We start from the raw sequence: 12,937 nt of genomic DNA on the forward strand, positions 1-12,937 counted from the left end.
CTCCGCCCGGTCCGCCCGACCGCGTTCCGCTCGGCCCACCCACAGCGTTCCGCGGGGCAGGCCGTCAGGCCGCGACCGGCTCGCCGAGCAGCGTCCGGTACAGGTGCGTCTGCGCGAGCACGACGACCGGCGCGGCGAGCACGATGCCGACGCCGCACACCAGCACGCCGACGAGGCACGCGAGCAGCGCCACGACCGCGAGCCCCGCGCACGCTCCGAGGTTGCGCTGCACGAGCATCGCGCTCGACCGCAGTGCCGCGACCGGGCCGAGCCCCTTGTCCAGCACGAACAGCAGCGTGAACTGCGCGTACAGCGCGACGGCGAGCGCCGGCAGGTAGCACAGCAGCGTGCCGACGCCGGCGAGCGCCGCGACCAGCAGCGCCGCGAGCACGACGGTCCCGGTCCGCCCGCCGCCCGTGAACGTGCGCCCGGTCGGTGCCCGGCCGTCGGTGACCGCGAGCGCGCCGCGCGTGAGCACGGCCTGCACGAGCCCGGCGAGCAGCACGCCCGTCACCGCGAGCAGCAGCACGAGCCCCGCGAACCCGGTGACGCCGAGCACCCGGAGCGCTGAGGCGTCCTCGCCCGCGACCGCGTCGACGAACCGCGCGACGCCCCGGCCCACCGCGAGCGTCACGAGCAGCTGGAGCACCGCCGCGACCGCGGTCGCGACGAGCGCGGCGAGCAGGAACGGACCGGCGTGGTCGCGGACCGTGCGGGCGGCGTATCCGTAGGCGTCCTCGACGCCCCTGTCCGGCGTGGGCTCGCTCATCGTTCTCCTCCGGTCGGGTGCGGCACCATCCTGGCCGCACGACGGCCGCCGCACCCACCGGTGGGCCCGCAGCGGGGCCGGGCGGGCGGATTTTCCCGGGTTTGTCCCTGCACCGCACCTCGGACGACTAGTGTGCGGCGCATCGGCGCGTCCGCCGCGCCGAAACCCCCTGACGCGAAAGGCTCGACATGAGTGACCACCCGCCCGCCGGGCACACCGCCGCCCCCCTCACCGACGCGGAGACCCGTCAGTGGGCCGGACTGGCCCACCTCGGCGGGATCCTGTGGATCGTCCCGGGCCTCGTCATCTGGCTGGTGTTCCGGGCGCGCAGCGCGTTCGTGGACCAGGAGGGCAAGAAGGCCGTCAACTTCCAGATCACGCTGCTGCTCGCCTGGGTCGCGGTCGCCATCCTCGGCGCCATCCTGGACCCGCTGTGGGTGCTCACCCAGCTCGCTCAGTTCGCCCTCTGGGTCGTCTCGATCATCTTCTCGATCCAGGGCTACCTCGCCGTGCAGCGCGGCCAGGCCTACCGCTATCCCTTCTCGCTGGAGCTGATCAAGTGACCACGAACCCCGAGCACCCGCAGCAGCCCACCGGCGCGGTGCCGCCGCCGCCCGCCGCCGGCTACGGCCAGCCCGGCGCCGTCCCGCCCCCGCCCGCACAGGGCTACGGCGCACCCCAGGGCGGCTACCCGCCCGCCGGCTACGGCGCCCCGGGCGTCGGCGCGCCGCTCAACGACTCGGACCAGCGGATGTGGGCGATCTTCGCGCACGTCGGCGGCATCATCACGTACTTCGTCGCGCCGCTCGTGATCTGGCTCGTCTTCAAGGGCCGCGGGCAGTTCGTCGAGGACCAGTCGAAGGAGGCGCTGAACTGGCACATCACGCTGGTCATCGCCTACGTCGTCGGCTTCATCACGAGCTTCATCGTCATCGGCTTCGTGCTGATCTTCGTCGCCGCGCTCGCGCAGCTGATCTTCGGGATCCTCGCCGCGGTCGCCGCGAGCTCGAACCAGTACTACCGCTACCCGGTGGCGCTGCGCCTCATCAAGTGAGCTGAGCCCGCCACGTCACGACGCCCCGCGCACCGAGAGGTGCGCGGGGCGTCGTCGCGTCCGGACGCCGTGCCGCGTACCCGTCGCCGTGCCCGTGGCGCGGTGACACCTGGGCCTGTCGGGCCGCCGCTCAGTCCGTGAGCGTGCGCACCACGGCGTCCGCGAGCAGCCGCCCGCGCTGCGTGAGCAGCACGCGCCGCTCGCCGTCGGCCCCGAGCGCGGCCCGCCCGTCGACGAGTCCGTCCGCGACGAGCCCCGCGACCCGGCCGCGCGCCGCGTCGCTCAGCGCACCGAGTCCCAGGCCCTCCGCGAGCCGCACCCCGAGCATCACGCGCTCGAGCTGGGCCGCGTCGTCCGCGACGGTCTCCCGCCCGGCCGCCGGGCTCAGCCCGCGCGCGAGGCGGTCGGCGTACGCGCGCGGGTGCTTGACGTTCCACCACCGCACCCCGCCGACGTGGCTGTGCGCGCCGGGCCCGACGCCCCACCAGTCGTCCCCGCGCCAGTACGCGAGGTTGTGCCGGCAGCGGTCCGCGTCGGTGCGCGCCCAGTTGCTGACCTCGTACCAGCCGAGGCCCGCGGCGGTCAGGAGCTCGTCGGCGAGCTCGTACTTGGCGGCGAGGTCGTCCTCGGTCGGCAGCGCGAGCTCGCCCCGGCGGACCTGCACGGCCATCCGCGTGCCCGTCTCGACCACCAGCGCGTACGCCGACACGTGGTCGACGCCCGCGGCCAGCACCGCGTCGAGGCTCGCGCGCCAGTCGCCCACCGACTCCCCCGGCGTGCCGTAGATGAGGTCGAGCGACACGCGCAGCCCCGCGTCCTGGGCCCAGCGCACGACGTCGGGGATGCGCCGGGGGTCGTGCGTCCGCTCGAGCGTCGCGAGCACGTGCGGCACCGCGGACTGCATGCCGAAGGACACGCGCGTGAAGCCCGCGGCCGCGAGCGCCGCCAGGGACTCCGGCGTCACCGAGTCGGGGTTCGCCTCCGTGGTGACCTCCGCGTCCGGGGTCAGGCCCCACGCGTCGCGGATGCCGTCGAGCATCGCCGCGAGGTCCCGCGCGGGCAGCACCGTCGGCGTCCCCCCGCCCACGAACACGGTGGAGACGGCCCGCGGGGGCAGGCCGGCGTCGCGCAGCACCCGGGCGCCCAGCGCGATCTCGCTCAGCGCGGTCGACGCGTAGGACGCCTGGCTCGCGCCGCCGCCGAGCTCGGTCGCGGTGTACGTGTTGAAGTCGCAGTACCCGCAGCGCACCGTGCAGAACGGCACGTGCAGGTACACCCCGAGCGCCCGGTCGTGAGCGCCGTCGCGGACCGAGGCGGGCAGCGCGCCGTCCTCCGGTGCGGCGTCGCCGTCCGGCAGCGCCGGGCTCACTTCTTCTTCGCGTCCTTGTTCACGCTGCTGCCCGCGGCCTCCGAGGACAGCGCCGCGATGAAGGCCTCCTGCGGCACGTCGACCCGGCCGATCGTCTTCATGCGCTTCTTGCCCTCCTTCTGCTTCTCGAGGAGCTTGCGCTTGCGGGTGATGTCGCCGCCGTAGCACTTCGCGAGGACGTCCTTGCGGATCGCGCGGATCGTCTCGCGCGCGATCACCCGGGCGCCGATCGCGGCCTGGATCGGCACCTCGAACTGCTGGCGCGGGATGAGGTCCTTGAGCTTGCCGACCATCATCACGCCGTACGCGTAGGCCTTCTCCTTGTGCACGATCGCGCTGAACGCGTCGACCTGCTCGCCCTGCAGGAGGATGTCGACCTTCACCAGGTCGGCGGCCTGCTCGCCGTTGGGCTCGTAGTCGAGGCTCGCGTACCCGCGGGTCTTGGACTTGAGCGCGTCGAAGAAGTCGAACACGATCTCGGCGAGCGGGAGCGTGTAGCGCATCTCGACGCGCTCCTCGGACAGGTAGTCCATCCCGAGCAGGTCGCCGCGCCGCGTCTGGCACAGCTCCATGACGGACCCGATGAACTCGCTCGGGACGAGGATCGTCGCGCGCACGACCGGCTCCCGGACCTCCATGATCCGCCCGCCCGGGTACTCGCTCGGGTTCGTGACGGTGACGACGCTGCGGTCCTCGAGGGTCACGTCGTAGACGACGTTCGGCGCGGTCGAGATGAGGTCGAGGTCGAACTCGCGCTCGAGCCGCTCGCGCACGATCTCGAGGTGCAGGAGGCCGAGGAACCCGACGCGGAACCCGAAGCCGAGCGCCACCGACGTCTCGGGCTCGTAGACCAGCGCGGCGTCGTTGAGCTTGAGGCGGTCGAGCGCGTCGCGCAGCACCGGGTAGTCGGTCCCGTCGAGCGGGTACAGGCCCGAGAACACCATGGGCTTGGGGTCGCGGTAGCCGCCGAGGTCCTGCGACGCGGGCTTGCTCGCGTTCGTCACCGTGTCGCCGACGCGGGACTGACGCACGTCCTTGACGCCCGTGATGAGGTAGCCGACCTCGCCGACCCCGAGGCCCTTGGTCACGACGGGCTCGGGCGAGATGACGCCGATCTCGAGCAGCTCGTGGGTCGCGCGCGTCGACATCATCGCGATCTTCTCGCGCGGGTTGAGGTTGCCGTCGACGACACGGACGTACGTCACGACACCGCGGTAGGTGTCGTAGACGGAGTCGAAGATCATCGCGCGCGCCGGGGCGTCCGCGTCGCCGGTCGGCGCGGGGATGAGCTCAACGATCCGGTCGAGCAGCGCCTCGACCCCCTGACCCGTCTTGCCCGAGACGCGCAGGCAGTCCTCGGGGTCGCCGCCGATGAGCTTCGCGAGCTCCTCGGCGTACTTCTCGGGCTGCGCGGCCGGCAGGTCGATCTTGTTGAGCACCGGGATGACCTGCAGGTCGTTCTCCATCGCGAGGTACAGGTTCGCGAGCGTCTGCGCCTCGATGCCCTGCGCGGCGTCGACCAGCAGCACGGCGCCCTCGCACGCCGCCAGCGAGCGCGAGACCTCGTACGTGAAGTCGACGTGCCCGGGGGTGTCGATCATGTTGAGCGCGAAGGGCTGCACCACGCCGGACGCGTCGGCGACGCCCCACGGCATGCGCACGGCCTGCGACTTGATCGTGATGCCGCGCTCGCGCTCGATGTCCATGCGGTCGAGGTACTGCGCGCGCATCGCCCGGGCGTCGACGACGCCGGTGGCCTGGAGCATGCGGTCCGCGAGCGTCGACTTCCCGTGGTCGATGTGCGCGATGATGCAGAAGTTGCGCAGGAGCTCGGGCGGCGTCGCTGCCGGCTGGATGCGCTGCATGCCCGCGGCGGCTGGGATCGGGGACAACTCGGGTTCGCTCCGGCTTCGACGGGGGTCTCGGTTCGGGCCCGTGATGCGGCGCAGGCCCGCCACCATGGTCCCATGACGGACGCCGACCTCGACCATCTCGCCCTGCTCGGGCTCGCGCAGCGCGACTTCCTCGCCGCGATCGACCTCGTCCCCGCCGACGCGCCGGTGCCGGCGTGCGGCGCGTGGACCGTCGCGGACCTCGTCGACCACCTCGCCGAGATCCACCGCTGGGCCGCCGCGATGGCCCGCGGGGAGGACGAGGTGCCGCTCGAGCGCGGCAGGGCCCCGCTCGCGGAGCACTACTCCCGGTGCGCGCAGGAGCTCGCCGCGACGCTCAGGGACCTCGGGCCGGACGCCCCCTGCGAGACGCTGGAGGGTGCGGGGCGGGCGTCGTTCTGGCGCCGGCGGCAGCTGCACGAGACGCTCGTGCACCTGTGGGACCTGCGGACCGCGGCCGGGCTCCCCGTGGACGCCGCGCCCGAGGTGTGGGCCGACACCGTCGACGAGGTGGTCCACGTGATGCAGCCGCGCCAGGTCCGCCTGGGCCGCATGCCCGCGCTCGACGTCGCGCTCGACCTCACCGCGCTCGACGCGGGCCGCACGTGGCGCCTCGGAACCGGTCGCGACGCACCGCACGCCGCCGTCGCCGGCTCGGCCGCCTCGCTCGCGCTCCTGCTGTGGGGCCGGCGCACGCCCGGCGGGCCGCACCTCGCGGTCGCCGGGGACGCCGCGGCACTGGACCGGGCGCTCGCGCAGGCCCTCGTCCCCTGACCTGCCGGCCGGGCCGTCGCCCGAGCCGTCCCTGCGCCGTCCCGCGAGCCGTCCCTGCGCCGCCCGGTGAGCCTTTCCCCGCGCCGTCCAGGACGGATGTCCGTCGAGACAGCCCGCACGCGTGCGTCATGATGCAGGGTGTGCCGCGCGCGACCAGGTCGCCGCGGCGCACGGGGGGAAGGGGAGCACGACGTGCCGAACACGGCGCCAGCACCGGACGACGAGCCCGGGGAGCACCACACGCGCGCATCCGCTCACGCGACGCGTCCGGCTGCCGATGGGGAGTCGACCCCGCCTGGAGGCAGCATGCTCGGCACGAACCCGCCGCGACCCGTGTCGCTCGGTGGCGTACGCCTGCCCGACGCCATGGTCGACGCGCTCCAGGAGGGCGTCCTCATCTGCGACGCCCGCGGGGTCGTCGTCGACGTCAACGAGGCCGCGGGGACGATCCTCACGCTCGACCGGGACAGCCTCCTCGGTCTCGACCTCGCCGCGCTCGACTACGACGCCGCCGACGCCGAGGGATCGCTCCTCCCCTCGGAGGACCTGCCCGTCGCCGTCGTCCGCCGCACGAACCAGCCCGCCTCGGCCACGGTCAAGGTCCGGCGCGGCTCGCCGAACCCGCTGTGGCTGCGCGCGACCGCGATCCCGTTCGTCCCCGTCGCGGACGAGGTGTGGTGCATGGTCACGCTCACGGACGTCACGGGCGCGCAGAACGCGCAGCAGCGGCTCCGGCACAGCGAGGAGACCTTCCGGCTGACGTTCGAGGACGCCCCGATCGGCATGGCGATCGTGTCGCTCGACGGCCGCTACGTCGAGGTCAACCGCGCGCTCACCGAGAGCCTGCAGCGCACGCGCGAGGAGCTCGTCGGCGCGTCGTTCGAGGACATCACGCATCCCGACGACCTCCCGAGCGACCTCGCGCACGGCGCCCGCCTGCTCGACGGGAGCCTCGACTCCTTCCAGGTCGACAAGCGCTACCTCACGCCCGGCGGCGACACGATGTGGGCCCGGCTCACGGTCTCGGTCGTGCGCGACGGCGACGGCTCGCCGGTGCACTTCGTCAACCAGATCGAGGACGTCACCGAGATGCGGCTCGCGCAGGAGCAGCTCGAGCGGCGCGCGCTCTACGACCACCTCACCGGGCTCGCGAACCGCAGCCTCCTGCTCGATCGCCTCGCGCACGCGCTGACCCAGCACGCCCGCACCGGCAACCTCGTCGCCGTCGCGTTCGCCGACCTGGACCACTTCAAGCGGCTCAACGACTCCCTCGGCCACGACGCCGGCGACCGGATGCTCCGCGCCGTCGCGGAGCGGATGACCGCCGCGGTGCGCCCGGGCGACACCGTCGCGCGCATCGGGGGCGACGAGTTCGTCGTCGTGCTCGAGGGCGTCGACTCCGCGGAGCACGCCGGCGAGCTGCTCGACGAGCTGCTCACCGCCGTCGAGCTCCCGCTGCACATCGACGGGCACGAGGTCGTGCCGCGCCTGAGCGCGGGGCTGACCGTCAACGACGGCACGGGGGTCGCCGAGGAGGTCCTGCGCGACGCGGACACCGCGCTCTACGTCGCGAAGGACGCCGGGCGCTCGCGCTGGGAGGTCTACCACGACGTCTACCGCCGCGACGCGCTGCGCCGGCTGTCGGTCGAGACCGAGCTGCGGACCGCGATCGACCGGGGGCAGTTCCTGCTGCACTACCAGCCGGTCGTCGAGCTCGACACCCGCCGGACCGTCGCGCACGAGGCGCTCGTGCGCTGGATGCACCCCCGCCGGGGCCTGCTCCTGCCCGGGGAGTTCGTGCAGATCGCCGAGGAGTCCGACCTGATCAACGGGATCGGCGGCTGGGTGCTGCGCGAGGCCGTGGAGTTCCTCGCCCGGCACCCCGAGCTGCCCGGCAAGGTCTACATCAACGTCTCGCCCCGCCAGCTGGGCCGCGGCACGCCCGCGACGGACGACCGGGACGCGGGCCTCGCGCCGCTCGTCGAGCAGGTGCTGCGCGCGAACGACGTGCCCGCCTCGCGCCTCGGCATCGAGATCACCGAGAACGGCGTGCTGCAGGCGACCGAGCAGACGCGCGAGGACCTCGAGCAGCTCGCCGCGCTCGGCGTCGAGCTCCTGCTCGACGACTTCGGCACCGGCTTCTCGGCGCTCACGTCGGTGCTCTCGACGCCGGTGAGCGGGCTCAAGCTCGACCGCTCGTTCACCGTGCGGCTCGGCGACGGCGCGGCGTGCGACCGGATCAGCACCGCGATCGCCGCGCTCGTCGACTCGCTGTCGAGCCACGGCGTCGTCGAGGGCATCGAGACCGAGAAGCAGTGGGCGCTCGCGCTCGGCCACGGGTGGACGCACGGCCAGGGCTGGCTGTTCGGGCACGCGGTCGCCGAGAGCGCGCTGTTCCCGGTCGTCGACACGTCGTTCTGACCGTCCCGCCGGTCCCGACCGCCACCCGGGCACCGGCACCGCCGGGCGGCGCGCCGTCCGTCCACCTCCGCCCGGCCGACCGCACCGGCCGGCCGCGTCCGGTCCGACGCGTCAGGCCTCCTGCGTGATCCGCACCTGCACGTCGAGGTCGATCGTCCCGGCACCCGCGTAGATGCCCCGCAGCGGCGGGACGTCGTCGTACGAGCGCCCGCGCGCGAGCACCACGTGGCGCTCGCCCGCGACCGTGCGGTTCGTCGGGTCGTACGGGTGCCACTCGCCGGACCACCACTCGACCCACGCGTGCGACTCGCCCACGACGGTTTCGCCGATCGCGTCCGCGACGGGGTGCAGGTAGCCCGAGACGTACCGCGCCGGGATCCCGATGCTGCGCAGCGCACCGGCCGCGAGGTGCGCCATGTCCTGGCACACGCCCGTGCGCGCCGCCCACGCCTCGCTCGCCGGGGTGTGCACCGCCGTGACGCCCGGCACGTACTCGAGCTCGTCGCGCAGCGCGGCGCACACCGCGACCGCGGCCTGCGACGGCTCGAGGCCCTCGGCGGCCCGCGCGGCGAGCCCCGCGACCTCGGGCGGCGCCTGCGTCGTCGGGGTGTCCGCGAGGAACTCCGCGAGGTGGTCGCGCAGCTCGGGGCTGCGCAGGTGGTCCCACGTCGTCTCCGAGCGCACGTCGCGCCGCGGGGCGATCTCGACGCGGTGCTCCGAGGTGATCACGAGCGACTCGTGCGGCGTCAGCACCTCGAACACCGTCACGTGCGCGCCCCAGTAGTCCCGGTGCTCCGACATCCACGTGTGCGGCTGGACCTCGAGCCGCGTCTCGAGCACGGACTGGCCCGGCTGCGACAGCGGCGTCATGCGCGCCTCGTTGTACGACGCCGTGACCGGGCTCGCGTACCGGAACGACGTCGTGTGCACCACGTGCAGCCGGCTCACAGCGCCTCCCCCACCCAGTTCGTCACGTGACCCGACGGGAAGTAGCGCGCGCGGATCGCGTCGCTCGCCGCCGAGCACGCGCGCTGCACGCGCTCCATCTCCTCGGGCAGCCCGTCGAGCACCTCCATGAGCGGGCGGTACTCGAGGCTCGCGCGCGCGTGGCCGAGGTGGCGCAGCGCGTCGTCGACGCTCGACCGGCTCGTGACCGGCTCCAGCGCCGTGAGGCACGACTCCGCCTGCCCGAGCGCGAACACGAGCGAGCGCGGGAAGAGCCGGTCGAGCAGCAGGAAGCCCGCGGCCCGCTCGTCCGACGCGATGCCCCGGTACGTGCGCAGGTAGGCCTCGTGCGCGCCGCACGAGCGCAGCAGCGTCTGCCAGCTCGGCCCCGTCGCACCGACGAGCGCGCGCGTCGTGAGCAGGCGCGCGGTCATGTCGACGCGCTCGATCGACCGGCCCAGCACCATGAACTGCCAGGTCTCGTCGCGCGACGTGACCGAGTCCATGAGCCCCGCGACGACCGCGGCGCGCTCCCGCACCCACGTGAAGTAGTCGTGCGGCCGCGCCGGTCGCATGTGCGACGGGAGCTGGTTCCACGTCGTGTTGAGGCACTCCCACAGGTCCGTCGAGATGATCTCGCGGGCGCGCCGGGCGTTCTCGCGCGCCGCGACGAGGGACCCGGCGATCGCGCTCGGGGCGCGGCGGTCGTAGGCCAGGATGTCGAGCACGCTCTCCCGGCCGACCACGACCCCCGCGGGCGGGGCGGGGCGGTCCATGACCGAGAGCAGCGAGCGGCACGCGAGGTCCTCCTCCGCCCACGGGTCCTCGAGCAGGCTCTGCACGTGCACGTCGAGCAGCCGTGCGGTGTCGTCGGCCCGCTCGATGTACCGGCCGATCCAGAAAAGCGACTCCGCGATCCGGCTCAGCACGTGCCCACCCCGTCCTGCGCCTGCTGCTGCTGCATGACCTGCGCGCGCAGGTCGTGCGGGTTCGCGTCGATCGGCACCGCCGACGACGCCGGGACCGTCTGCGGCGTCGTCTCCCCCGCCGGCTGCGCGCGCCTCGGCAGGGCACCGCCGAGGACCCACGTGTCCTTCGAGCCGCCACCCTGCGAGCTGTTGACGACGAGCTGCCCCTCCGGGAGCGCGACGCGGGTCAGGCCGCCCGGCAGGACCCACACCGAGTCGCCGTCGTTGACCGCGAACGGACGCAGGTCGACGTGCCGCGGGCGCAGGCGGTCCTCGATGAGCGTCGGGACCGTCGAGAGCTGGACGACCGGCTGCGCGATCCACCCCCGCGGGTCCGCCACGAGCCGGTCCCGCAGCGCCGCGAGCTCGGCGCGCGACGCGCTCGGGCCGACGACGAGCCCCTTGCCGCCCGAGCCGTCGACAGGCTTCACCACGAGCTCGTCGAGGCGGTCGAGCACCTCCTCGAGCGCGCCCGGGTCCTCGAGGCGCCAGGTGTCCACGTTGGCCAGCACGGGCTCCTCGCCGAGGTAGTAGCGGATGAGGTCGGGGACGTAGGTGTAGACGAGCTTGTCGTCGGCGACGCCGTTGCCGACCGCGTTGGCGATCGTCACGGTGCCGGCCCGCGCGCACGTCATGAGCCCCGGGCTGCCGAGCAACGAGTCGGACCGGAACGCGACCGGGTCGAGGTACTCGTCGTCGACGCGGCGGTAGATGACGTCGACGCGCCGGCGCCCCTGCGTCGTGCGCATCCACACGCGCCCGCCCGCGCAGAACAGGTCGCGCCCCTCGACGAGCTCGACGCCCATCGACCGCGCGAGCAGCGAGTGCTCGAAGTACGCGCTGTTGTAGACGCCCGGGGTCAGCACGACGACGGTCGGGTCGTCGACGCCGTGCGGCGCCGCGGCGGTGAGCGCGGCCAGCAGGCGCCGCGGGTAGTCCTGCACCGGGCGGATGCGCAGCGCGGCGAACAGCTCGGGGAAGGTCTGGGCCATCGCGCGCCGGTTCGACAGCACGTAGCTCACGCCGCTCGGCACGCGCACGTTGTCCTCGAGCACCCGGAACCCGCCGACCTCGTCGCGCACCAGGTCGATCCCCGACACGTGCACGCGCACCCCGTTGGGCGGCTGGATCCCGCGCGCCGCCCGGTGGAAGTGCGTCGAGGAGACGACGAGCCCGCGGGGCACGACGCCGTCGGCCACGGCCTTCTGCGGGCCGTACACGTCCGCGAGGAACGCCTCGAGCGCCCGCACCCGCTGGGAGACCCCGGGGGCGACGTGGTCCCACTCGGCGCCGGTCAGCACGCGCGGCGCGACGTCGAGCGGGAACGGCCGCTCCTCGCCCGCGAAGTCGAACGTCACGCCCTGCGCGAGGTAGGAGCGCGCGAGCGTGTCGGCGCGGGCGCGCAGCTCGGCAGCGGAGAGCTGCGAGAGGGAGGAGTGCACGTGCTCGTACGCGGGCCGCACCCCGCCCACACCGTCGAGCATCTCGTCCCAGGCCGCCCCGGGCGGGTAGTCGTCGAACACGTCCGCCATGGTCCGGACCCTAACGGCGCCATGCGTCCGGCGCGTTACGGGCGGTCCGCGCCACGCCGTAGGGTTGCCGGGTGCGCGGACGGACGTGGGTGCGGGTGCTCGACGCGGTCCTGCGCGCCGTGACGTCCTCCGGCGCGCGGACCGGCGGGGAGACCGGCAGCGGCTCGGGCCCGGGCGGTGCCGGGGCGTCCGCGCCGGCGAGACGGACCCCGACGCGCCGGACGCGCTCGACCGTCTCGCGTGACGCGGCGGAGGGCAGCCCCACGAGCCCACGGGCCACCGGACGCCCGGGACCGCGCAGCAGCGGGACGCCGGCTCGCGGCCAGGCTGCGCCGTCGGGGAGCGCCGCCCGCGACCGTGCACGCACGGCCGGGGACCACACCGGCGTCGTCCGTCCGCAGTACTCCCCCGACCTCGACGGCCGACCCGACCCGGGCGAGATCGTGTGGACGTGGGTCCCGTACGAGGACGACCCCGCGCGCGGCAAGGACCGGCCCGTCCTCCTCGTCGGGCGCGACGGCGAGCACCTCCTCGGGCTCATGCTCACGAGCAAGGACCACACGCGCGACGCGGCCGACGAGGCGCGCTGGGGCCGCGCGTGGCTCGACATCGGTGCGGGCGACTGGGACGCCCAGCGCCGGCCGAGCGAGGTCCGCCTCGACCGCGTGCTCCGCGTGGACCCGGACGAGGTCCGCCGCGAGGGCGCCGTGATGGATCGGGCGCTGTTCGACCGGGTCACGGGCTCGCTCGTGGCCCACCACGGCTGGTAAGATAGTGAATCGCGTGTCCGCCCAGGTCGGCGGGCACTGGTCCAGTTCCTCTCCGCGGGTGTCCCCACGCCCCAGTCCCGGAACCAGACGGGCCCTCTACGACCTATCCGACGCTCAGGCGACACACCAGAAAGTCCACACGTGGCAAACATCAAGTCCCAGATCAAGCGCATCGGCACCAACGAGAAGGCGCGCCTGCGCAACAAGGCCGTCAAGTCGGAGCTCAAGACGCACGTGCGCCGCGTCCGCGAGGCCGTCGCCGGTGGCGACAAGGAGGCCGCCTCGGTCGCGCTGGTCAGCGCGTCGAAGAAGCTCGACAAGGCCGCCTCGAAGGGTGTCATCCACCAGAACCAGGCGGCGAACAAGAAGTCCGCTCTCGCGAAGGCCGTCGGCTCGCTCTGACCCCTCGCGCTCAGCGCACCGTACGACGAAGGCGCCGCCCG

12 protein-coding genes are annotated in these 12,937 nt (G+C 74.0%); 6 read left to right on the forward strand and 6 right to left on the reverse strand.

What is annotated here, in order from left to right; translation table 11 throughout:
• Positions 1-64: 64 nt before the first annotated feature.
• Positions 65-769: a DUF2189 domain-containing protein gene (locus CCE01nite_RS16180; RefSeq protein ID WP_052104023.1), complete on the reverse strand. Its 705-nt coding sequence runs from the start codon at positions 767-769 to the stop codon at positions 65-67.
• Between the two features lie 188 nt (positions 770-957).
• On the opposite strand from CCE01nite_RS16180, the gene CCE01nite_RS16185 reads away from it, so the two are divergent.
• Positions 958-1,332, forward strand: a complete 375-nt coding sequence (locus tag CCE01nite_RS16185) for a DUF4870 domain-containing protein (protein ID WP_034628931.1) — start codon at positions 958-960, stop codon at positions 1,330-1,332.
• Positions 1,329-1,823 carry a DUF4870 domain-containing protein gene (locus CCE01nite_RS22210; protein ID WP_034628933.1) on the forward strand — a complete coding sequence of 165 codons (495 nt, stop codon included), beginning with the start codon at positions 1,329-1,331 and terminating at the stop codon, positions 1,821-1,823. Before CCE01nite_RS16185 ends, CCE01nite_RS22210 begins: the two co-directional genes overlap by 4 nt.
• A 130-nt stretch (positions 1,824-1,953) precedes the next feature.
• Here the strand turns inward: CCE01nite_RS22210 and hemW are convergent, their stop codons facing one another.
• A complete protein-coding gene (hemW, locus tag CCE01nite_RS16195; protein WP_034628936.1) occupies positions 1,954-3,192 on the reverse strand; it encodes a radical SAM family heme chaperone HemW in 1,239 nt (412 codons plus the stop codon).
• Positions 3,189-5,057, reverse strand: a complete 1,869-nt coding sequence (lepA, locus tag CCE01nite_RS16200) for a translation elongation factor 4 (protein ID WP_034628938.1) — start codon at positions 5,055-5,057, stop codon at positions 3,189-3,191. Before lepA ends, hemW begins: the two co-directional genes overlap by 4 nt.
• A gap of 102 nt (positions 5,058-5,159) precedes the next feature.
• Here lepA and CCE01nite_RS16205 point away from each other — a divergent pair, with 102 nt between their 5' ends.
• Entirely contained in the window at positions 5,160-5,858 is a 699-nt protein-coding gene (locus tag CCE01nite_RS16205) for a maleylpyruvate isomerase family mycothiol-dependent enzyme (protein ID WP_034628940.1), read from the forward strand.
• 306 nt (positions 5,859-6,164) lie between these two features.
• Positions 6,165-8,279, forward strand: coding sequence for a putative bifunctional diguanylate cyclase/phosphodiesterase (locus tag CCE01nite_RS16210; protein ID WP_034628942.1), 2,115 nt, complete (start codon positions 6,165-6,167; stop codon positions 8,277-8,279).
• Between the two features lie 111 nt (positions 8,280-8,390).
• Here CCE01nite_RS16210 and CCE01nite_RS16215 read toward each other — a convergent pair whose 3' ends face one another.
• From CCE01nite_RS16215 to CCE01nite_RS16225, 3 genes are read right to left on the reverse strand one after another with little or no spacing between them, the layout of a single operon-like run.
• Complete coding sequence (locus CCE01nite_RS16215) at positions 8,391-9,227, reverse strand: transglutaminase family protein (protein WP_034628945.1); 837 nt, start codon at positions 9,225-9,227, stop codon at positions 8,391-8,393.
• A complete protein-coding gene (locus CCE01nite_RS16220) occupies positions 9,224-10,153 on the reverse strand; it encodes an alpha-E domain-containing protein (protein WP_034628947.1) in 930 nt (309 codons plus the stop codon). The genes CCE01nite_RS16215 and CCE01nite_RS16220 overlap by 4 nt, the downstream gene beginning before the upstream one ends.
• Positions 10,147-11,724 (reverse strand): circularly permuted type 2 ATP-grasp protein, encoded by a 1,578-nt coding sequence (locus tag CCE01nite_RS16225; RefSeq protein ID WP_034628949.1) that lies wholly within the window; start codon positions 11,722-11,724, stop codon positions 10,147-10,149. Before CCE01nite_RS16225 ends, CCE01nite_RS16220 begins: the two co-directional genes overlap by 7 nt.
• Before the next feature lie 71 nt (positions 11,725-11,795).
• On the opposite strand from CCE01nite_RS16225, the gene CCE01nite_RS16230 reads away from it, so the two are divergent.
• Together CCE01nite_RS16230 and rpsT are read left to right on the forward strand one after the other, a co-directional pair.
• Positions 11,796-12,494: a type II toxin-antitoxin system PemK/MazF family toxin gene (locus CCE01nite_RS16230; protein ID WP_141372674.1), complete on the forward strand. Its 699-nt coding sequence runs from the start codon at positions 11,796-11,798 to the stop codon at positions 12,492-12,494.
• Positions 12,495-12,635: 141 nt separating this feature from the next.
• Positions 12,636-12,896: a 30S ribosomal protein S20 gene (rpsT, locus tag CCE01nite_RS16235; RefSeq protein ID WP_034628951.1), complete on the forward strand. Its 261-nt coding sequence runs from the start codon at positions 12,636-12,638 to the stop codon at positions 12,894-12,896.
• Positions 12,897-12,937: the final 41 nt, after the last annotated feature.

Source organism: Cellulomonas cellasea, assembly GCF_006538745.1.
GTDB classification, from domain to species: domain Bacteria; phylum Actinomycetota; class Actinomycetes; order Actinomycetales; family Cellulomonadaceae; genus Cellulomonas_A; species Cellulomonas_A cellasea.